The sequence below is a fragment of the Streptomyces sp. NPDC014764 genome (assembly GCF_043082785.1).
Lineage (GTDB): Bacteria > Actinomycetota > Actinomycetes > Streptomycetales > Streptomycetaceae > Streptomyces > Streptomyces althioticus.
Window position 1 is genome coordinate 38,653 of record NZ_JBIBXY010000021.1, and the last position, 20,582, is coordinate 59,234.

Consider the following 20,582-nt stretch of genomic DNA (forward strand, 5'->3'; position numbering starts at 1 on the left):
ACACCCGATGGGACGGACGCTCACGTACTGGCAGGCGATCGCCGAGGCCACCGTGCAGTGCATGGAGGCGGACCCTGCCGTCGTCGTCGTGGGACAGAACGTCGACGACGCCAAGGGCTCCTACGGCACCACCCGCGCGGCCTACGAGCGTTTCGGCGCCGCCCGGGTCGTCGACACCCCCAACAGCGAGAACGCCGTGGCCGGGATCTGCATCGGCGCCGCCGACCAGGGACTGCGACCGCTGGTGGTGCACACCCGCGCCGACTTCATGTTCCTGGCCATGGACGCGCTGATCAACCTGGGGTCCAAGTGGCGTTACATGTACGGCGACCAGGGCGGGGTGCCCGTCGTCATGCGCGGTGTCGTCGGCCGTGGCTGGGGTCAGGGCGCCACCCACTCGCAGAGCCTGCACTCCGTGTTCGGCCACTTCCCCGGCCTGTACGTGGCCGCGCCCGCCTCGCCCGCGGACGCCAAGGGCCTGCTGATCTCCGCCCTGCGCGCCGACACGCCCGTGGTGCTGATGGAGAACCGGTCGCTGTACGCCACCGAGGGCGAGGTCCCCGAGGAGCCGTACACGGTGCCGTTCGGCAAGGGCCGTGTCGTGCGCCCCGGCACCGACGTCACCGTGGTGGCCGCCTCGCTCATGGTCCACGAGGCGCTGCGGGCCGCCGAGATGCTGGCCGGCCAGGGCGTCGACGTGGAGGTCGTCGACGTGCGCAGCGTCCGGCCGCTCGACGAGGACGTCATCTGCTCCTCCGCCGCCCGCACCGGCCGGGTCGTGATCGCCGACACCAGCTGGGCCCGCTACGGCTTCTCCGCCGAGGTCGCCGCCGTCATCGCCGAGCACGTCCCTCATGCGCTGCGCGCCCCGGTCCGCCGGGTGACGCCCCCGGACTGCCCGGCGCCGGTGTCCTGGCCGCTGGAGGAGGCGTTCCACCCCGGCGCGCAGAAGATCGCCGACGCCTGTCTCGAGCTGGTCGGCGGCGACCGCTCCGCGGTGCCCGCCCTGGCCGGCGTGGACGCCGGGTTCATCGGGCCCTACTGAACCGGACCGCCCGGCGGCCGGTTGTCCCACGACGAAAGGAAGACACGTGGAATCGAGCAAGTCGGCCGTGGTCGCCGAAGGGCTCCGCAAACGCTACGGGAAGGCCACCGTGCTCGACGGACTCGACCTCGTCGTGCCCGAGGGCTCGGTGTGCGGCCTGCTCGGACCCAACGGCGCCGGCAAGACCACCACCGTGGGCATCCTGTCCACCCTGCTACGCGCCGACGGCGGCCGGGCCGAGGTCGCCGGCTTCGACGTCGCCCGCCAGGCCGCCCAGGTCCGCTACCGGATCGGGCTGGTCGGCCAGCACGCCGCTGTCGACGAGGTCCTCAGCGGGCGGCAGAACCTGGTCATGTTCGGCAGGCTCTACCACCTGTCCCCGGCCGCGGCCCGGCGCCGCGCGGACGAACTGCTGGAGCGGTTCCGGCTCACCGACACCGGCAGCAAGCCGGTCAAGGCGTACTCCGGGGGCATGCGCCGCCGCCTGGACCTCGCGGCCGGCATGGTGCTGGCGCCGCCGGTGCTCTTCCTGGACGAGCCGACCACCGGCCTGGACCCGCGCAGCCGCAACGAGGTCTGGGACGCCGTCCGCGCCCTCGTCGACGGCGGCACCACCGTGCTGCTCACCACGCAGTACCTCGAGGAGGCCGACCAGCTCGCCGACCGGATCTCCGTCATCGACTCCGGCCGGGTCATCGCCGAGGGGTCCCCGGACGAGCTCAAGCGCCGTATCGGCGGCGACCGCGTGGACGTGGTGGTGCGCCGCGCCGGCGACCTGAGGGCGGCCGGCGGGGTGCTCGCCCCGGTCGCCTCCGGGGAGGTCGTCACCGACGAGGACACCCGGCAGATCTCCGTGCCGGTGCGCGACCGGGCCGCCGCCCTCGCCGACGTGGTCCGCGTCCTGGACACCGCCGGCATCGCGGCCGAGGACATCGCGCTGCGCCGGCCCACCCTCGACGAGGTCTTCCTGCACCTGACCGGTTCCGCCGCGGGAGCCTCGGCGGAACACCCCGAACCGCACACCAGCGACGAGAAGAAGACGGAGGGCGCAGCGGCATGAGCGTCGCGATCCCCGACCTGCCCCGCGGCCCCCTCGGGCGGCTGCGCTGGGCGCTGGCCGACGGCTGGACCGTCACCCTGCGCGGCCTGACGCACTGGTCCCGCGAACCCGGCACGGTGATCGGCGGACTGCTGTTCCCCGTGATGATGGTGCTGATGTTCGGCTACTTCTTCGGCGGCGCCATGCAGGTGCCCGGAGGGGGCAACTACCGGGAGTTCCTCATCCCGGGCATGTTCGTGATGACCATGGTGTTCGGCATGGGTGAGACCGTCACCGCCGTGTCCGCCGACAAGAACCGCGGCGTCACCTCCCGCTTCCGCTCCATGCCGATGGCGCCCTCCGCCGTGCTGGTCGGCCGGTGCGTCACCGACATGCTCAACTCGGTCCTCGCCCTGGCCGTGCTCTTCGCCGTCGGTCTCGCCGTCGGCTGGGAGGCCCACGGCAGCGTCGCCGACACCGTGTTCGCCGTCGGCCTGCTCCTGCTGCTGCGGTTCGCGCTGACCTGGATGGGCATCTACTTCGGCCTGCTGATGAAGGGACCGGAGGGCATCACCCTGGTGCAGACCCTGGAGTTCCCGGTCGGCTTCCTCACCAGCGCCTTCGTCGCCCCGTCCACGATGCCGGGCTGGCTGGGGACCATCGCCGAGTGGAACCCGCTGTCCTCGACCGTCGCCGCGAGCAGGGAACTGTTCGGCAACCCCGGCTGGGGCGGCGACTCCTGGATCGCGCAGCACGCCACCCTCATGGCCGTGGTGTGGCCGGCCGTCATCTTCGCCGTCTTCTTCCCGCTGTCCGTACGCCGGTTCCGCACCCTGACCGGCTGACCCCTCCTCCCACCCCCCACCTGCGGAGACGACACCATGCCTCTGCGCCTTCGAGCCAGGCTGACCACCGCGGCCTCAGCGGCCGCGCTCGTGCTGACCACCACCCCCGCAGCGGCGGCGGAAGGCGGCCCCCGCGCCCACGCCCCCGTCCGCTGCGCGCCCTTCTCCGCCCAGATCCCCCTCGGCCCGGACGCCCACGGGACGCAGCGCATCGCGGGCACCCTGTGCGAACCGCTCGGCCGGCGCGCCAGAACCGCCCAGCTCCTGCTGCACGGCGGAACCTACGACCACACGTACTGGACGATCCGGGGAGACGCCCGCAACCCCTCCTACGCCGAGGCCGCCGCCCGCGCCGGCCACGCCGCCCTGGCCGTCGACCGGCTGGGCACCGGCCACAGCTCGGCCCCGCACAGCTCCCGCTTCACCGACGACACCCACGAGAAGGTCGTGCTGCACCTGACCCGGGTGCTGCGCGAACGCGGCCACCACAAAGTGGTCCTGACCGGCAACTCCTTCGGCGCCACCGTGGCCCGGATGGTGGCCGTCCGGAACCCCGGCGCGGTCCAGGGACTGATCCTGACCGGTGAGGGGGCGCCGCCCGACGAGGGCGCCTTCGAGAAGATGGGCGCGCTCTACCGGACCGCCTCCGGGCATCCGCTGCTCGCCCGGCGCGGGCTGGACGACGGCTATGCGGCACTCGCGCCGGGCGGGAAGGCCGCCTGGTTCTACGACCACACCACGGCCGACCCCCGCGTGGTGCTGCACGACGAACTGCATCCCGAACCGGACGTGTACCCGGCCGACCCCGGCTACGGGGACGTCGCGCTCAACCGGCGCATCACCGTCCCCGTGCTGGTCGTCGTCGGCCAGAACGACCGGCTCATCTGCGGCGGGTCGGGCAGCGACTGCTCCAGCTCCGCGGCGCTGCGGGCCTCCGCGGCCCCGCTGTACGGGCCGAAGGCCCGGCTGGAGGCCATCTCCGTGCCCCGCACCGGGCATGTGCTCAACCTGCACCGCACCACCTCCCACTGGTACGACCGCGCCCAGGAATGGGTCGAGCGCCGCGTGGACGGCGCCGGCTAGACCACCACGACCCCCCTCCCAGGTGCCGTGGACACATCCCCCCTGTGTCCACGGCACCGCCCCTTCCGGGCCCTGCACCGCGACTCGAACGCCGCTCCAGGGGCCGGCCCGAGCATCGAGGCGGACGACGCCTCCCGCACCGGGCAGGACGAGGCGTGACCCGGCGACGACGACGGCAGGGGAGCAGCGCATGAACGCCACGCTGGTGGACGGCTTCCTGGCACAGGCCCGGCGCCGGCCGGACGCCGTGGCACTGACCGGGGACTGCGAGGAGGTCACCTACGGCACGCTCCTCGCCCGCGCCACCGCCCAGCGCGGGCGCGTCGCGGACCTCGGCCTCGCCCCCGGCGAACCCCTCGGCGTCCTCGCCGTCAAGTCGCCCGCCACCGTCGCCCTGGTCCTCGCCTGCCTGCTGGAACGCCGGCCGGTGCTGCTGCCCTCGCCCACCCTCGGCCAGGACGTCCGCGCCCGGCTCACCGAAGCGGCCGGCGTCCCCGTGCTGCTGACCGCGCGGGAGGACGACACCGCCGTCGCGGAGCCCTACGCCCCCGCCCCGGACGACCGCCGGGACGACGCCGCCTTCATCCTGACGACGTCCGGCTCCACCGGCGTGCCCAAGGCGGTTCCGCTGCCCGCGGCGGCGGTCGACCGCTTCACCGGCTGGGCGGCGGACGCCTTCGGCATCGCCGAGGACACCCCGGTCCTCAACCACGCGCCCCTCAACTTCGACCTGTGCCTGCTGGACGTGTGGACCACGCTCGCCCGCGGCGGCAGGGTGGTGCTCGCCGACCCCGGCCGCGCGACGCGCGGCGCCCATCTCTTCGACCTGCTCCACCGGCACCGGGTCGAAGTCGTCCAGGCGGTGCCCCTGTTCTACCGGCTGCTCGCGGACGCCGCCGCCGGACGCGCGCTGCCCGCCGTACGGCACGCCCTCACCACCGGCGACGCCCTTCCCCCGCCCGTGCTGGCCGCACTGCCCCCGCTGCTGCCCGCCGCCCGCCTGCACAACGTCTACGGCTGCACCGAGACCAACGACAGCTTCCTGCACGAGATCGACCCGGACCGGGACGCCGGCCCCGGCCCGCTGCCCATCGGCCGGCCGCTTCCCGGGGTGCACGCCCTGATCGTCGCCGAGGACGGCTCCGTCGTCGACGGCGAGGGCCGCGGCGAGCTGTACGTCTCCACCCCGTTCCAGAGCGAGGGCTACCTCGGCGCGTCCGCCGGCACGGCCTTCGCCCCCCACCCGCTGGGTCTGCCCGGCCGGCGCTACTTCCGCAGCGGCGACCTGGTGCACCGCGCCGCCGACGGCACCTGCACCCTCCGGGGCCGCACCGACTTCCAGGTCAAGGTGCGCGGCGTACGCGTCAACCCGCAGGAGGTCGAGGCGGTCCTGCTCACCCACCCCCTGGTGCGCGAGGCGGCCGTGCTGGCCCTGCCCGACCCGCTGGCCGGGAAGCTGCTGCACGCCGTGGTCCGCGGCGCCGACGGCCTCGACGGCCTGGCGCTGCGCGGCCATCTGGCGCGCGGACTGCCCCGCGCCGCGATCCCCACCACGGTGCGCGTCACCGGGCGCCCCCTGCCCAGGACCAGCACGGGCAAGGTCGACCGCGAACGGGTCGCCCGCACGCTCCTGCCGGGGTGACGGCCGGCACCGAGCCGGTGTCAGCCCCCCGACCGCCCACCGTCCGCCAGAAGGAGCCCTCATGCCCCACGCCGAGCCCTCGGCGGTCCCTGCCGCCGCCGCGCCCCCGACGCCGGGCTTCTTCCCCCGGCGCGACGACGCACGGCCGGGCCTCGCCCTCTTCCTCAACGCCGGCGACCCGCCCCTGGACCGGCTGCCCGACGTGGCCGCCGCGCTCGACGACAGCGGCGTGGAGTGCCTCGAACTCGCCGTGCCCTTCCCGGACTCGGTCACCGACGGACCGGTCGTGCGCCGCTCGGCCCGCCGCGCCCTGGACGCCGGCGTCACCGCCGCCGCCGTCCTCGACGCGGTCGCGGCCGTGCGACCGCGCCTGCGCCGGCTGCGCATCGCGCTGCTCGCCGACTTCGCACACACCGTCAAGAGCCCCGGGCTCACCGCCTTCACCGCCCGGGCCGCCGACGCCGGCTGCGACGGCCTGCTGCTGCACGGTCTGCCGCCGCGGCTGCGCGAGCCCTACCTGGACGCCGCCGCCCGGGCCGGCCTGCCGGTCGTGGCCACCTGCTACGCCGTCTCCAAACCCGATGCCGTCGCCCGCGCCGCCGCCGACGCCTCCGCCTACCTCTACCTGGTCGCGCACTACGGCCGCAGCGGCACCGCCGCACCCCCCGACCAGGACGCGCTGACCCGGACCCTCGCCGCACTGCGCCCGGCCGCGCGGGTGCCCGTCGCCGTCGGTTTCGGCGTGCGCACCGCCGCGAACGTCGAGCGGCTGGGACGGCTCGGGGCCGACGCCGTCGTCGTCGGCAGCGCGGCCGTCGCCCAGGTCGAGCAGGCCCTCGACGCGGGTGACGACCCGGTGGCACGGCTCGCCGTGTTCGCCGGCGGCCTGCGTCCGGCCACCCCGGCCCCGACGGAAGGATCCTCCGCCGTGACCGCCCCCACCTCCGAGCCGGCGACCGCCGGGACCGGGACGGTGTGACATGCGTTTCAGCGACGACGACGAAGCACTGCGCCAGGGCCTGCGGCCGTGGCTGGACAAGCTGAACGACGGCCACGCCGAACGCGACGCCGACGCCGTCTTCTCCCGGGCCGCCTGGGAACTGGTCCGGCGCACCGGCATCCTCGGCCTGCCCTTCGAGGAACGCTTCGGCGGCCTCGGACGGTCCCTGCCCACCACCATGCACGTCCTCGAAGGACTGGGGGAGGGGTGCCGCGACGCGGGACTCAGCTTCTCGGTGTGCACCAGCATGGTCAGCACCGGCGTACCGCTGCAGCGGTACGGCTCCGCCGCGCTCAAGGAGCGCTACCTGCCCGGCGTCTGCTCCGGGGAACTGATCGGCGCCCACGCCATCAGCGAACCCGACAGCGGCTCGGACGCCCTGGCGATGCGCACCCGCGCCGAACGCGACGGCGACTCCTTCGTCCTCACCGGGGGCAAGGCGTTCGTCAGCAACGGACCCGTCGCCGACGTGTTCGTGGTGTACGCCAGGACCGATCCGCGCGGCGGTCCGCTGGGCATCACCGCGTTCCTCGTCGACCGGGACACCCCCGGCCTCGGCGTCGGCCGCCCGGTGTCCAAGATGGGCCTGCGGTCCTCGCCGCTGGGCGAGCTGTTCCTCGACGGCTGCCGGGTCCCCGCCGACCGGGTCCTCGGCCGCGTCGGCGGCGGCTTCCTGGTCCTGGACCACGTGATGAAGTGGGAGATCCTGTGCTCCTTCGCCGTCACCGCCGGCGAGATGAGCCACCGTCTGGCGCGCTGCGTCGAACACGCCCGCACGCGCAGCCAGTTCGGCCGTACCATCGGCTCCTTCCAGGCCGTCTCCCACCGCATCGTCGACATGCGGATCGGCGTGGAGACCGCCCGCCGCTGGCTGTACGGCACCGCGGAGAAACTCGTGGCCGGCGAGAACGTCACCGAGGACGTGGCGATCGCGAAGCTGGTCACCAGCGAGGCCAACGTCGCCTCCGCGCTCTCCGCGGTCCAGATCTTCGGCGGCAACGGCTACATGACCGAATACGGCATCGAACGACAGCTGCGCGACTCGGTGGCCGGGACCATCTACTCGGGCAGCTCCGAGATCCAGCGCAACCGCATCGCCACCATGCTCGGCCTGTGAGCGGGCACGCGCCCCGAGGCCCCCGAGGACCCGAAGGACACCCGATGACCGAAGCCGCCCTGCGCGCCACCGAGTTCCTCGACCACACCTCCCCGGAGGTGACCGCGTTCGTCCGCACCGCCCTCGCGGACGCCGCCCCGGACGCGACCCCGACGGAGCGCGCCGTGGCGCTCTACCACGTCGTGCGCGACGGCATCCGCTACGAGGTCTACGGCGCCGACCTCAGCCGCGAGGGCCTGAAGGCCAGCAGCGTGCTGCGCGCCGGCTCCGGCATGTGCCTGCACAAGTCCGTCGTCTACGCGGCGGCGCTGCGCTCCGTCGGCGTGCCCGCCCGGCTGGTCCTCACCGACGTGCGCAACCACCTGGCCTCGCCGCGCCTGATCCGGCTGCTCGGCGGCGACGTGTTCCACCAGCACTGCCTGACGTCGGTGTTCCTGAACGGCCGCTGGGTGAAGGCCACCCCGGTGTTCAACCGCACCCTGTGCCGGCTGTACCGCATGGCGCCCCTCGACTTCGACGGGACCGCCGACAGCGTCCACCACCCCTACGACGCCGAGGGCCGCCGCCAGATGGAATTCCTCCGCCATCACGGGGAGTTCGACGACCTGCCCTACGAGTTCGTCCTCGCCGACCTGCGCGCCGCGCACCCCGGCCTCTTCCGCGGGGACGGCACCCGTCTCGCCGCCGGCTCCCTGGCCGGCGAGGCACGGGACGGGAGCGCCGCGTGACGCTGGTGAAGTTCTGCGGGGCCGTCACCCGGCAGGAGGTGCGTGAACTGGCCGGGGCCCGCGCCGACCTGGTCGGCCTGTGGCACGGCGTGCCCGGCGGCCGGGCGGAGCTGCCGCGGGACCGGCTCGCCGGCCTGGCCGCCGCGGCACGCGACAGCGGTCCGGCCCCGGTGCTGGTCACCTTCAGCGCGGACCGCGACGAGCTGACCGCGGTCCTCGCGGCCACCGGGATCCGCTGGATCCAGCTGCACGGCCACCAGCCCCCGGCGCTGGTCCGCGCCCTCAAACGGCACGGACCGCCGGACCTGACCGTCGTCAAGGTGCTGCACCTGCGCGGCGGCGGCTGCCTGGAGTCGGGTCTGCTGAGCGCCTACGAACGCACCGGCGCCGACGTGTTCCTGCTGGACAGCGCCACCGCGGACGGCGCCCTGGGCTCCACCGGGCGGCCCCTCGACGCCGTGGCCGCCACCGCCCTGGCGGACCGGCTCACCCGGCCCTTCCTCCTGGCCGGCGGGCTGGACGCGGAGAACGCCCCGGCCTACGCGTCCCTCACCGCCCATCCCCGCTTCCTCGGCGTGGACGTCGACTCCGCCGTCCGCGGCCCCTCCGGACGGCTCGACGGGGCCCGGGCCCGTGCCGTGCGCGAGGCGTGGACCGCGGCGGCTCTCAGTCCCGCCCCCGCAGGAACAGCCCGAGCACCACACACGTGCCCACCACCCCCGACACCCCGATGACCAGGCCGGGCGCGGCCACCGTGCCGGCCGCGCCGGCCAGTGCGATCGCCGCGCCCTGCGCCGTCATCATCCCGCTGGTCTGCACGGTGAACAGGCGTCCGCGGTAGGCCGGTTCGGTCGCCGCCAGGATCAGCGGGTCGATTCCCTGGTTGCAGGCGAAGCCGGCCCCGGAGAGGGCGAGCAGCGCCACCGCGGCCGGTACGGGCGGTCCCAGGAGGAACGCGGCCAGCGGGGCCTGGGAGCACACCAGCAGCGGGACGACCAGCCGCCGCCGGCGTGCCGGTGCGAGCCGGGCCACCGTCATCTCGCCGAGCACGGTGCCGGCCGCGTATCCGGTGAAGAGGGCGCCCGCGGCGGTGGCGGGGGCGCCGGCCTGGGCGGTGTAGGCGACGGCCAGGCCGTCGCCCACCGCGGAGAACCCGGGCACGGCCCAGGTCAGCAGGACGAGCCGGCGGACCCCGCGGTCGGCGAACAGGCGCCGCAGGCCGTCGGCGGAGTCCGCGAGGACGCCGGCGGGGGAGCGGCGGCCGTGCGGGGCGAGGGCGGGCGTCGCGGGTGTGCACAGGCCGACCAGGGCGGCGGACACCAGCAGGCCCGCGGCGTCGGCGGCGAGCATCCAGTACGGGCCGACCGCGGCGACCAGGACGCTGCCCAGGGCGAATCCGGCGACGACGGCGGTCTGGCTGATGGTCCGCAGCAGCGACCGGCCGACCGGGAACAGGTCGTCGTCCAGGAGCTGGGTCAGGCTCGCGGCGCGGGCCCCCTGCGTGACGGGCGCGACGAACCCGGTGCCCAGCAGCAGGAGCAGCAGCGCGGCCACGGGCAGACCGGGCAGCAGCATGGCGGCGACGCAGGCGGCGGCGAGCAGGTCGCAGCCGGCCAGGACGCGGCGGGGTGGGAAGCGGTCGGCGAGTGCGGACAGGGCGGTGCCGCCGACGGCGTGCGGCGCGAAGGCGCAGACCAGCACGAGCGACGACAGCAGCGGGGAGCCGGTGCGCTGGTAGACGAGGATCGACAGGGCCACCTCGGCGGCCAGCTTCCCGGCCATCGAGACGGCGTGGGCGGCGAACACGGCCCGCATGCCCGGGGCCCGCAGCACCGCCCGGTAGCCGGGCGCCGCAGCCGCGGGGGCCGGCGCCGGCTGTGCTCCGGTCCGTCCCACAGGTGCTCTCCTCGCTCGTGCGCGTACCGGTCGTGCCGACGCCACGGGCCCGCCGGGCGGGGGCTCCCGTACCCGGCGGACCGCGTGCTCGGCTCAGTCCCACATGTGGGGGACTCGTCCCGCGTCGCGGGGGATTCAGTGGGCGTGACGCATCGCTGTCACCTCCTTGGGGGTTCGGGGACAGGGGGCTCGTTCCGGCGGCGCGTGCGCGTGCCGCGGTCCGTCAGAACGAAACTCGGAGGGAGTGCATCCCGTGTTCGGTCACGTTGGGCCGGGGCACCGGTTCGGCCAGCAGCCGCGCCCGGGGGAACCGGCGGCCGACGGTGCCGAAGACGTGGCGGGCGACCTCCACGGCCACCTGGGCGCCGAGGCAGGCGTGCGGGCCCCGGCCGAAGCCCAGGTGGCGGTTGGGGGTGCGGTCCCAGACGAGTCTGTCGGGCTCGGGGAAGACGGAGGCGTCCCGGTTGGCGGCGCCGAGGAAGCAGGAGACGATCTGGCCCCGCCGGATGCGCTGCCCGCCCAGCACGGTGTCGCGGACGCAGGCGCGGCTCTCCACGTGCACGGGACCGGAGTGACGGACCAGTTCGTGGACGGCCTTGTCGGTGTCCACCACGACGCGTTCGCCCGGGGGGATGCGCAGCAGGGTCAGCAGTCCGGCGGCGAGGAACCGGCTGGCCGTCTGGAACCCGGCCTGCAGTACCACCCGCAGCGAGTTGAGCACGACCTCGTGGTCCACGCCGGCGTCCGGCGCCTCAGCCAGGACGTGCCGGGCGAACCCGTCCGGCAGGGGTTCCCCGGCCCAGCGGCTCACCAGCTGTGACAGCTCGGCGCGCGCCGCGACCCCGGGTTCGTAGCACTCGGGGCGCAGGCTTGCGTCCATGCCGTCCACGATCGTGTTGGACAGCGGCACGAACCAGTCCCGGTCCGGCTGCGGCACGCCCAGGAGCGTGGTGACGGCGCGCAGGGCGACGGGCTCGGCGACCAGCCGTACGAAGTCGAAGCCGTCGTCCTCCTTCTCCGCCGACGCCAGTTGTTCGTCGAGCACGGTGCCGACCGCCTCGGTCAGCCGGCCCGGACCGGCCGCCTTGAAGCCGTCGAGCATCAGCTTCCGTATCCGGGTGTGCTCCGGCGGGTCCAGGGTCTGCAGGCTCAGCAGGGCGGGCGGGGTGTCCACGCCTACCCGCCGCCAGTCCTGGCAGAAGGTCTCGGCGTCGCGCAGGGTGGTGAACGCCTCCTCGTACCCCGTGACGAGCCAGGCCTCGATTCCCGAGTCCCAGACGACGGGGCCCTGTTGCCGCCATTCCCGGTAGAGGGGGTGCGGGTCGACCAGCGCGCTCGGCTCGAGCAGACGCAGGATCCGGGTGTCCGTCACGTGCTCCCACACTCCCTCGTGCGTCGCCGTTGTCGCAGAAACAGAGGGGGCGGGGGGAGCCCTGGATACATTCCGGGCCGAGAAGTTCTACCCGCCGTTCCCGCGGGCCCGCTCGGCCTCCAGCCGGGCTTCGGCCCACTCGGCCCAGTCGGCGATGGCGGAGGAGATGCGCACGCCCAGCTCGGCGGCGTAGACCCCGAAGCCGGTGCTCTGCGGGTCGCGCAGCATGTCCCGCTGCCGGGTGATCTCCTCGGTGCGCCGCTGGTAGTACTCGGCTTCCTTGTGCACCAGCCGGGCGGCGTCCTCGCGGTCCAGGGTGGGCAGCAGGAAGGCGCGCAGCGCGTTCTCGTTGCGCACGGTGCGGTTCGGCTCGACCTCGGTGAGCCAGTGACGCAGCGCGTCCCGCCCGGCGTCCGTGACGGTGTAGCGCTTCTGCCCGCGCGGGCCCTCGTCCTCGACCGTGACCAGTCCGGCCTCGGCCAGCCGCGCAAGCTCCGGGTACACCTGGCTGTGCTGGGCCGACCAGACGTGACTCAGGGAGTCGGCGAACGTCCTGGTCAGCGCGTAACCGTTGGTCGGGCCCTTGGTGACCAGCAGACCGAGAAGAGCCATCCGCAGCGACATGGCGCCGTCACCCCATCCATCGTTTTTGCGTCACCCCTGAGTGACACCCTTGACATGTAAATATTGACACTGTTCCCTCGATCATGTCAACGTTGACATGTCAGTTGTGACAGTGCTGAGGGGAGAGTGCCGATGATCACGAGTGCCCCTTCCGGGTCGTTCCTCCCGGGCGCGGGGACCGAGGCGCCGGAGACGACCGAGGCCGAGGTGCGGGCCGCCGCGGCCGAGGCGGCGGCCGCCCAGCCCGGATGGGCCGCCCGTGCCCCCGGGGAACGGGCCGCGGTGCTGCGACGGGCCCTCGCACTGCTCGCCGCGCCCCCGCCGGACCTGACGGACCTCTTCGTCCGGGAGTCCGGGGCCGTACGCCCGAAGGCCGAGATGGAACTGGGCGCCGCCATGGGCGAGCTGGCCTTCGCGGCCGGGCTCGCCGGGCAGGCCGCGGCGCCGGCCGCCCTGGACAGCACCGTCGAGGGCCGCACCGCCCGCGCCGAACGGGTGCCTCTCGGCGTCGTGGGCGTCATCACGCCCTGGAACATGCCGCTGATGCTGGCCCTGCGTTCGGTGGCCCCCGCCCTCGCGCTCGGCAACGCCGTGCTGCTCAAGCCGGACCCGCACACCCCCGTCGTGGGCGGACGGTTCGTGGCGTGGCTGTTCCGGCGGGCCGGCCTGCCCGACGGCCTGCTGCACGTCCTGCCCGGCGGAGCCGCGACCGGCACGGCCGTCGTCGAGGCGCCGGAGGTGGCGATGGTCTCCTTCACCGGCTCCACCGAGGCCGGACGGTCCGTCGCCCGCACCGCGGGCGGACTGCTGAAGAAGGTCTCCCTGGAACTCGGCGGCAACAACGCCTTCGTCGTCCTCGCCGACGCCGACGTGGACGCCGCGGCCTCCGCCGGCGCCTTCGGTTCCTTCGTCCACTCCGGCCAGCTGTGCATCGCCGTCGGCCGCCACCTCGTCCACCGCTCGGTCGCCGAGCGGTACACCGCCGCGCTCGCGCAGAAGGCCGAGGCCCTCACCGCGGGCGACCCGGCCGACCCGGCCACCCGGATCGGACCGCTGATCGACGAGCGCCAGCTGGCCAAGGTGCGCGCGATCGTCGCCGACACCGTCGCCGCCGGAGCCCGCCTGGTGTGCGGCGGCACCACGGAAGGACGGGTGCACCGGCCCACGGTCCTGGACCGCGTCCGCCCCGGCATGCGCGCCTTCGACGAGGAGATCTTCGGACCGGTCGCCCCCGTCACCGTCTTCGAGGACGACGACGAGGCCGTCGCCCTGGCCGACGCCACCGGGCACGGGCTCGCGGCGGCCGTGTACGCGGGCGCGCCCGAGGCGGCCCGCGCCGTGGCCGCCCGGCTGCGCGCCGGGATGGTCCACGTGGGCGACCAGACGGTGGTGTCCGAGCCGCAGCTGCCGTTCGGCGGCGTCGGCAGCTCGGGCAACGGCGGCCGCTTCGGCGGGCCCGCCGCCGTGGAGGCCTTCACCCAGTGGCGGCTGACCACCGAGAGCACCCCGCCGCGCCGCTACCCCTTCTGAGGGCGGCGCCCCGCCGGCCCCCACCGCGCCGCCGGCCCACCCACCACCCCCACGATCCGAAGGAGCGTCCGACATGGGGAAGAAGGTCCACCCCGGCCGTTACGCCGCCGCGCCGCCCGAGGGAACGGTCGTCTTCCTGATCGGGATGCGCGTCAACGCCTGGTGGAAGATCCACCGCTGGCTGCCCGCGTTCCGCGCCATGGTGCCCATGCTCAAGGAGGTCAGCCGGCGCCAGGAGCACGGCTTCCTCGGCTACCACGTGTGGTTCGGCCGCACCACCGTGGTCCTGCAGTACTGGCGCAGCCTCGACGACCTGATGGCCTACGCCCGCAACGCCCAGGCCGAACACGTGCCGGGCTGGCGGAACTTCAACCGCAGCGTCGGCAACAGCGGCGACGTGGGCGTCTGGCACGAGGCCTACGTGACCCATCCCGACCGGATGCACGTCATCTACCGGAACATGCCGCTGTTCGGCATGGCCAAGGCGACCGAACACGTCCACCGGGGCGGCGACGGCCCGGTCGTGGCGACCCGCCCCCCGCAGGGCCGGGCCGCCGCCTGAGAGGAGGAAGCCGTATGACCACCACCCCCAGCCCCCCGGCGGACACCGCCCCGGGGGGCGCCCCGCCCGGCGCCGCACCGCCGCCCGCGCGCCCCCGGCTGCTGCTCCTCGCCAGCTGCCTGGGCCTGTTCATGTCCTTCATCGAGGTCACCGCGGCCATCTCGACCCTGCGCGCCATGCAGGTCGACCTCGGCGTGGCACCGGCCGACCTCAGCTGGGTCTCCAGCACCTACACCCTGGTGGTGGCGGCCGGGGTCCTCTCCGGCGGAGCCTTCGGCGAACGCTACGGCAGACGCCGCGTGTTCCTCCTGGGCGTCGCCGCGCTCGCCGCCGGATCCCTGGTCGTGGCCATGAGCGACGGCTACGCGCAGGTCCTGGCCGGCCGGGCGCTCAGCGGCGTCGGCGGGGCCCTGGTCCTGCCCACCTCGCTCGCCCTGATCACCACGTCGTTCACCGACCCGCGGGAACGCGGACGCAAGATCTCGGTGTGGGTGTCGGTCTCCGGCTTCGGGCTGGCCCTCGGACCGCTCATCGGCGGCGCCCTGCTGGAGGCGTCCGGCTGGCACGCGGTCTACCTCGTCAACGCGGTCCTCGCCGTGGCGACCGCGGCCGTCACGCTGTACGCCGTCCCCGAGAGCAAGGTGCCGGGCCGCCCGCTGGACTGGCCCGGCCAGGCCCTCGCCGTGGTGGGCCTGGGCTGTCTGGTGACCGGCGTCGCCGTCGGCGGCCGGGTCGGATACGGCGACCCCCGCGTCGTCGCCGCGCTGCTGGCCGCCGTGGCCGCGCTCACCGCCCTGGCCGTCGTCGAGGCCCGGGTGCCGGTACCGATGCTCAACGTGCGGATGATGCGCTCGGCGCCCTACACCGTGGCGCTCGTGGTGGCCGCCGCCGGACTGTTCGCGTTCGTCGGCGTGATCTTCCTCGAGGTGCAGTTCCTCCAGCGGGTCCAGGGCGCCGACGCCCTGGACACCGGAGTACGGCTGCTCGCCGCCATGGCCGCGTTCGTGCTCTCCACCGCCCTGGCCTCCCGCCTCGCCGGCCGGCTCGGGGCCGCCCGGCTCCTGGTGGCCGGCTGCGCGCTCACCGGCGTCGCCGGCCTGGTCCTGCTGCTGCAGCGGCCCGACAGCCCGTACGGCGTCACCGCGGCGGGCCTGGTGCTGGCCGGGCTCGGCTCCGGTCTGGTGGTGGCGCCCTCCACCACCGCCGCCCTGGCCGTCGTACCGCCGCCCGCCGCGCCCGCCGCGTCGTCGGCGGTGACCGCCTTCCGGCAGGTCGGCTCGGTGCTGGCCACCGCGGCACTCGGCGCGGTGCTGTCCCTGCGCTTCCTGGACACGCTGCCCGCCGAACTGGACGCCGCCCGGGTGCCGTCCGGGGTCGCGGCCGCCGTGCTGGAGCGGGCCGGCAGCGGCTCCGACGGCGCCGGTCCCGCACCCGGGGAGGTGCACGCCGCCCTGGGCCGGGCCTTCACCGACGGCATCCACGCGGGAATGCTCGTCATCTCGGCGGTGTCCTTCGCGGCCGCCGCCCTGGCCGCGCTGTTCCTGCTGCGCCGGCCGGCCACGGCCTGACCGGCAGGAGGGGACGCGGCACGGGGCCGCCGGAACGCCACCACGGCGTCCGGCGGCCCCGCACCGCGCTCACTCCTGCCCGACGAGCTCGCCGTGCAGCTTGGCGAGGATGCGGCGCCGGGTGGGACCTATGGACCCGCGGGCGATGCCCAGGGTCTGCGAGATGTGGTCGTAGCTGAGGGGCGGCTCGGCGAAGAGCAGCCCCAGCAACTCCCTCTGCTGCTCGGGCAGATCCTCCAGCACCGCCTGAAGCCGCTCCCCGTCCGCGCGGGCGAGCACACGCTCCTCCGGCGCGGGCATCGCATGCTCGGGATCCGCGGCCCGCACCAGGTCGGCGGGTTCCGGGACGCTCACCACCCGCCGGGACTGCCGGGCCCGGGCGAGCGCCTCCCGCTTGGCCACCGTGACCAGCCAGGCCGCTATCCGCCCCGGCTGCTTCAGCGTGTGTATGTGCTCCACCAGCCGCTGCCAGGTCAGCTGATAGGCGTCCTCGCAGTCGGCGTGGCCGAGACCGTGCGAACGCACCACGGTCCACACGGCCGGACTGTAGAGCCGGATCAGCCTCTCCCACGCCCTGACGTCACCCGCCCGGCACTGCTGGATCAGCTGCTCCAGCCCGACGGCGGGCCCGCGTTCGGGGCGCCGCCTCTCACGGTCGGGCTTGTTTCTTCGGTCGACAGGACGTACCACCACAGGCCGCCATTCCTTTCCGGAAGGGTCGTGCGTGTTCCTGAGCCAGGGCGGCGACATTAGGGTTCACGCCACACACCCGGCAAAGAAGCGACCTGTCCGAAAAGCGACGAAGGCTTTCCGGCGGCTCGTATTTCCACAGTGCGCAACTCGACTGCCTGCGGTTTTCCCCTGCACAAAACAGAACTGACAGAAGACCGTCAGCTTCCGGGACAACTGTCAGCGGATTGTCAGCCGGCCATTGCGCGCTTCGTTCGACAGGCCGTTCCGGAAAAGGAATCGGAACCGGTCGGCCGGTTTCCGTCCGGACTCCAGCGGCACCTGTGACCCTCGGCCCCGTCGACCCCCCCACCGACACGAAGGGAACGTGAGGTCATCGTGTCCACCTCCGCACTGGACCGGCCGGCGCCCCGGCCGCCACAGCGTCAGGAGCAACCCCGGCCCCAGGAGGAGCCGGACGGCGGGAAGCGGAAACGGCGCGGACGGCGAGGGGAGTTCCGCCTCGGCGCGCGGGGGCGGAAGCTGACGCTCGCACTGCACATCACGTCGTCGGTCGGCTGGATGGGCCTGTCGATGTCGATGGCCACCCTCGCCCTGATCGGCTACCTCACCTCCGACCCCGGCGTCGCCGAAGGCGCGTACTACGCGATGTACGTCTTCGACGAGACGACGGTGTCCCTCGTCAGCCTCGTCAGCGGCGTCACCGGCGTCCTGCTGGGCTGCGGCACCCCCTGGGGGCTGCTGCGCCACTGGTGGGTGCTGGTCAAATGGGTGCTCGCCCTGTCCGTCGCGGTGTTCGCCTGGGTCTACACCCACCCCCTGGTGCTGACCGCGGCGGAGCGCGCCGGGGAGACCCGCGGCGACACCTACCGGCCCGGGACCGAGGCGGCCGTGCTGGCCTGGACGGTCCCCCCGGTGTTCGCCCTGCTGGTGTTCCTCTCCCTGCTGTCGGTGTACAAGCCGTGGGGCCGCACCCCGCGCGGCCGGCGCCACGCGGAGGCCGGCGCCCGGCGCAGGGCGTCCACGGCCGGCGCCCCCGCGGACACGCCGGTGACCGTGGCGGCCGTCGACCGCCTCGCCGACGACGTCGTCGGCCTGCGGCTCGAACCCGTGCCGGGCGGGCCGGTCGCCCCGTGGACGGCCGGCGCGCACATCGACCTGGTGCTGCCCTCCGGACGGATCCGGCAGTACTCCCTCCACGGCGACCCGGACGACCGCTCCTGCTACCGGGTGGCGGTGCTGAAGGAGCCCGAGGGCCGCGGCGGATCGCTGGAGGTGCACCGGCTCACCGCCGGCGACCGCATCGCCGTGCGCGGACCGCGCAACCACTTCCCGCTGGCCGACGCGGAGCGGCACCTGTTCGTCGCCGGCGGCATCGGCGTGGTCCCCTTCCTGCCGATGATCGAGGAGGCCGAACGGCGCGGCGCCGACTGGCGGCTGGTCTACGTCGGCCGCCGCAGGGCCGGCATGGCGTTCCTGACGGAGCTGGAGCGGTACGGGCCCGACCGGGTGCTCGTCCACGCCCGCGACGAGTCGGAACGCCCCGACCTCGCGGCCCTGCTCGCCGCCTCCCCGGCCGGCACCGCGGTCCACTGCTGCGGCCCGGACGGCATGATGCGCGCCGTGGAGGACCTCATGGACCGCGCCTGCCCGCAGGGCACCCTGCACCTGGAACGGTTCACCCCGAGCGCCCGGCCGGCCTCGCCCGAGGCCGACCGGCCCTTCGAGATCGAGCTGAGCAGCACCGGAGAGGTCGTCCACGTGCCCGCCGGCCGGTCCGCCCTGGAAGCCTTGCGCGAGTGCGCCCCGCAGCTCGCCGCCTCCTGCGAGGACGGTCTGTGCGGCTCCTGCGAACTGCGCGTCCTCGCGGGGAACCCCGACCACCGCGACGACGTGCTCCCCGCCGCGGAGCGCGGCCGCACCGACATCGTCTACCCGTGCGTGTCCCGGGCCCGCGGCGCACGCCTGGTGGTCGACCTGTGAACCGGGCGGCGGTCCGCGGGCGCGCCCCGTCGCCCGGCGGACCGCCGCCGTCCCGCCCGCCGGCCCCCGCTCACGCCGTCCAGTCCGCCGACGCCCGTACCCGGACCGGCCAGTGGGAGAACAGCCGGCCCTCCTCGTGCAGACCGCTCAGGACCCCCGCCACCCGGTCGACCACGGCCGCGTCCGTGACCGTCTCCGTCGGACGGAACTGACGCCACACCCGTTCCAGGCACAGCAGCAGCACCGCCGGGTCGGGGAAGCCCTCGCCCAGCGCGTCCTGCGAGCGCACCGCCAGGTGGACCGCCGCCGCGCCCGCGTGCAGGGCGCAGTACTGCTCGGCCAGGCGGAACTGCTCGGCGGTCGCGGCGTAGCCGCGTCCCACGTCCTCCTTCAGCCGGGCCGTCTCGCCCAGCAGCCGGTCGAACTCCTTCAGCAGCCGGTCACCCGTCTCCGCCGCACGGTGGAACAACGCCCGGTCCCGCCCGTCGCGCTGACGCTCCGCCAGGTCCCGCAGCCGCTCCAGCGCGTCGGGCAGGGCCAGCAGGACGTCGTCCCGGCCCCGGCTGACCAGCAGCTGCCGCTCCGGACGCCACTCCGGCAGCTCGGCGTCCAGGCCGAACATGACGCCGATGCGCTCCACCGCCTCCGCCCGCAGGCCGTCACCGGCGTCCCGCGCCGTGCCCAGCAGCCCGTCGAGCTGCGCCGCGATGTTCTTCAGGTTCACCACGGTGTTGCCGTCGACGAACGAGACCGCCGCCAGGTCCCGCAGCATCTTCTGGTAGACGCCGAAGTGCGGATGGTCCCGCAGGTACAGCCGCGCCCCGAGCAGCACCGACAGCTGACCCATGGTGCGCTCCAGCAGCGTCGGCACGAAGTACTTGACCACCGAGGAGTACACGCTGGCCTGCGCCGGGTTGCTCTGCAGCGCGCGCACCGCGCCGCTGCACACCGCGTCCGCCACCATCAGGTCGGCGAAGCACTCGGCCAGCTGGCGCCGGGAGTAGGGGATGTCGGCGACCCGCTGCCCGAAGATCTCCCGCCGGGCGGCGAAGTCCATCGTCAGCCGGAGCGCGGTGTCCACCGCCCCCAGGGCGATGCTGCCGATGACCACCCGGGCCACCTGGGCGCTCTTCAGGGCCAGTTCCAGACCCTGCCCCTCGGCCCCGACCAGGGCGTCCTCCGGCACGAACACGCCGTCGACCCGGATGCCGCTCATGTCCAGCGCCCGCAGCCCGTGCAGGCGCTCGTTGGGCAGGGCCGCGACCGTGCCGGCCGGGCACTGCCGCCGGTCCAGCGCGAACACCGACCAGCCGCCCGGCCCCCCGCGCTCGGCCGTGCGCGCCTGGACGCTCACCACGTCGGCGATCGTGGCGTTGCCGATCAGGTACTTCTCACCGGTGAGCCGCCAGCCGCCGGGCACCCGCTCGGCGCGCATCTCGTTGGCCAGCACGTCGCTGCCGTGCCGCCGTTCCGACAGCCCCCAGGACATCCGGGCGCCGTGCCGGATGCCGTGCACGGCGGCCCGGCCCTGCTCGTCGCCGGCGGCGATCCAGTGCGGCATGAACGCCACATTGGTGATCATCAGCGCGGTCGCGGTGGTCGGGTCCCGGCGGGCCACCAGCCGCACCAGGTTGAACCCCACCTCCACGTCGCCTGCCCGCCCGCCCCACCGTTCGGGCAGGCAGTACTCGTGCACGCCCCAGGCCTGGAGCAGATCGGTGAGCTCGTAGGGGAACTCCTCCCGCTCGTCGAAGGCCAGCACCTTCGCGAACGGCATACGGGCCCCGGCGTCGTGCGGGTCCCCGAGGTGGTCCTCCAGCCCTTCCGCCAGGGCCACGAGGTCGTCGACTGTCACGGT

The 20,582-nt window shown here is 74.5% G+C and carries 18 protein-coding genes; 13 read left to right on the forward strand and 5 right to left on the reverse strand.

What is annotated here, in order from left to right; genetic code table 11:
• Nucleotides 1-7: 7 nt before the first annotated feature.
• From ACF1AG_RS30775 to ACF1AG_RS30815, 9 genes are all read left to right on the forward strand, one after another.
• The gene (locus tag ACF1AG_RS30775) at nt 8-1,045 is read left to right on the forward strand and encodes an alpha-ketoacid dehydrogenase subunit beta (RefSeq protein ID WP_387798397.1); all 1,038 of its coding nucleotides are present in this window, start codon (nt 8-10) and stop codon (nt 1,043-1,045) included.
• Between the two features lie 46 nt (nt 1,046-1,091).
• Nucleotides 1,092-2,105: an ATP-binding cassette domain-containing protein gene (locus ACF1AG_RS30780; protein WP_359602519.1), complete on the forward strand. Its 1,014-nt coding sequence runs from the start codon at nt 1,092-1,094 to the stop codon at nt 2,103-2,105.
• Nucleotides 2,102-2,929, forward strand: a complete 828-nt coding sequence (locus ACF1AG_RS30785; protein ID WP_359602521.1) for an ABC transporter permease — start codon at nt 2,102-2,104, stop codon at nt 2,927-2,929. Before ACF1AG_RS30780 ends, ACF1AG_RS30785 begins: the two co-directional genes overlap by 4 nt.
• Nucleotides 2,930-2,965: 36 nt before the next feature.
• The gene (locus ACF1AG_RS30790) at nt 2,966-4,012 is read left to right on the forward strand and encodes an alpha/beta hydrolase (protein ID WP_359602522.1); all 1,047 of its coding nucleotides are present in this window, start codon (nt 2,966-2,968) and stop codon (nt 4,010-4,012) included.
• A 190-nt stretch (nt 4,013-4,202) separates the two neighbouring features.
• The gene (locus ACF1AG_RS30795) at nt 4,203-5,654 is read left to right on the forward strand and encodes an AMP-binding protein (RefSeq protein WP_359602524.1); all 1,452 of its coding nucleotides are present in this window, start codon (nt 4,203-4,205) and stop codon (nt 5,652-5,654) included.
• Between the two features lie 61 nt (nt 5,655-5,715).
• The gene (trpA, locus tag ACF1AG_RS30800) at nt 5,716-6,633 is read left to right on the forward strand and encodes a tryptophan synthase subunit alpha (protein ID WP_391810743.1); all 918 of its coding nucleotides are present in this window, start codon (nt 5,716-5,718) and stop codon (nt 6,631-6,633) included.
• A gap of 1 nt (nt 6,634) precedes the next feature.
• The gene (locus tag ACF1AG_RS30805) at nt 6,635-7,771 is read left to right on the forward strand and encodes an acyl-CoA dehydrogenase family protein (RefSeq protein ID WP_359602527.1); all 1,137 of its coding nucleotides are present in this window, start codon (nt 6,635-6,637) and stop codon (nt 7,769-7,771) included.
• 44 nt (nt 7,772-7,815) lie between these two features.
• A complete protein-coding gene (locus ACF1AG_RS30810; RefSeq protein WP_391810744.1) occupies nt 7,816-8,499 on the forward strand; it encodes a transglutaminase family protein in 684 nt (227 codons plus the stop codon).
• Nucleotides 8,496-9,233 carry an N-(5'-phosphoribosyl)anthranilate isomerase gene (locus ACF1AG_RS30815; RefSeq protein WP_391810745.1) on the forward strand — a complete coding sequence of 246 codons (738 nt, stop codon included), beginning with the start codon at nt 8,496-8,498 and terminating at the stop codon, nt 9,231-9,233. Before ACF1AG_RS30810 ends, ACF1AG_RS30815 begins: the two co-directional genes overlap by 4 nt.
• Here ACF1AG_RS30815 and ACF1AG_RS30820 read toward each other — a convergent pair.
• From ACF1AG_RS30820 to ACF1AG_RS30830, 3 genes are all read right to left on the reverse strand, one after another.
• Nucleotides 9,166-10,395 carry an MFS transporter gene (locus ACF1AG_RS30820; RefSeq protein ID WP_359602533.1) on the reverse strand — a complete coding sequence of 410 codons (1,230 nt, stop codon included), beginning with the start codon at nt 10,393-10,395 and terminating at the stop codon, nt 9,166-9,168. The genes ACF1AG_RS30815 and ACF1AG_RS30820 overlap by 68 nt on opposite strands.
• A gap of 223 nt (nt 10,396-10,618) precedes the next feature.
• Nucleotides 10,619-11,767 (reverse strand): cytochrome P450, encoded by a 1,149-nt coding sequence (locus ACF1AG_RS30825; protein ID WP_359602535.1) that lies wholly within the window; start codon nt 11,765-11,767, stop codon nt 10,619-10,621.
• Nucleotides 11,768-11,854: 87 nt separating this feature from the next.
• Nucleotides 11,855-12,391, reverse strand: coding sequence for a PadR family transcriptional regulator (locus ACF1AG_RS30830; protein ID WP_359602537.1), 537 nt, complete (start codon nt 12,389-12,391; stop codon nt 11,855-11,857).
• Nucleotides 12,392-12,523: 132 nt separating this feature from the next.
• Between ACF1AG_RS30830 and ACF1AG_RS30835 the strand changes: the two genes are divergently transcribed.
• From ACF1AG_RS30835 to ACF1AG_RS30845, 3 genes are all read left to right on the forward strand, one after another.
• Nucleotides 12,524-13,921, forward strand: a complete 1,398-nt coding sequence (locus tag ACF1AG_RS30835) for an aldehyde dehydrogenase family protein (protein WP_387798382.1) — start codon at nt 12,524-12,526, stop codon at nt 13,919-13,921.
• A 73-nt stretch (nt 13,922-13,994) separates the two neighbouring features.
• Nucleotides 13,995-14,483, forward strand: coding sequence for a DUF4188 domain-containing protein (locus tag ACF1AG_RS30840; RefSeq protein ID WP_359602541.1), 489 nt, complete (start codon nt 13,995-13,997; stop codon nt 14,481-14,483).
• 14 nt (nt 14,484-14,497) lie between these two features.
• On the forward strand, nt 14,498-16,051 hold the full coding sequence (locus tag ACF1AG_RS30845; RefSeq protein WP_359602542.1) for an MFS transporter: 1,554 nt from the start codon (nt 14,498-14,500) through the stop codon (nt 16,049-16,051).
• Between the two features lie 69 nt (nt 16,052-16,120).
• Here ACF1AG_RS30845 and ACF1AG_RS30850 read toward each other — a convergent pair whose 3' ends face one another.
• A complete protein-coding gene (locus ACF1AG_RS30850; RefSeq protein WP_359602544.1) occupies nt 16,121-16,744 on the reverse strand; it encodes a sigma-70 family RNA polymerase sigma factor in 624 nt (207 codons plus the stop codon).
• A gap of 375 nt (nt 16,745-17,119) precedes the next feature.
• Between ACF1AG_RS30850 and ACF1AG_RS30855 the strand changes: the two genes are divergently transcribed.
• On the forward strand, nt 17,120-18,724 hold the full coding sequence (locus ACF1AG_RS30855) for a PDR/VanB family oxidoreductase (protein WP_359602546.1): 1,605 nt from the start codon (nt 17,120-17,122) through the stop codon (nt 18,722-18,724).
• A 70-nt stretch (nt 18,725-18,794) separates the two neighbouring features.
• On the opposite strand, the gene ACF1AG_RS30860 is transcribed toward ACF1AG_RS30855, so the two are convergent.
• Nucleotides 18,795-20,579: an acyl-CoA dehydrogenase gene (locus tag ACF1AG_RS30860; RefSeq protein ID WP_359601239.1), complete on the reverse strand. Its 1,785-nt coding sequence runs from the start codon at nt 20,577-20,579 to the stop codon at nt 18,795-18,797.
• Between the last annotated feature and the right edge of the window lie 3 nt (nt 20,580-20,582).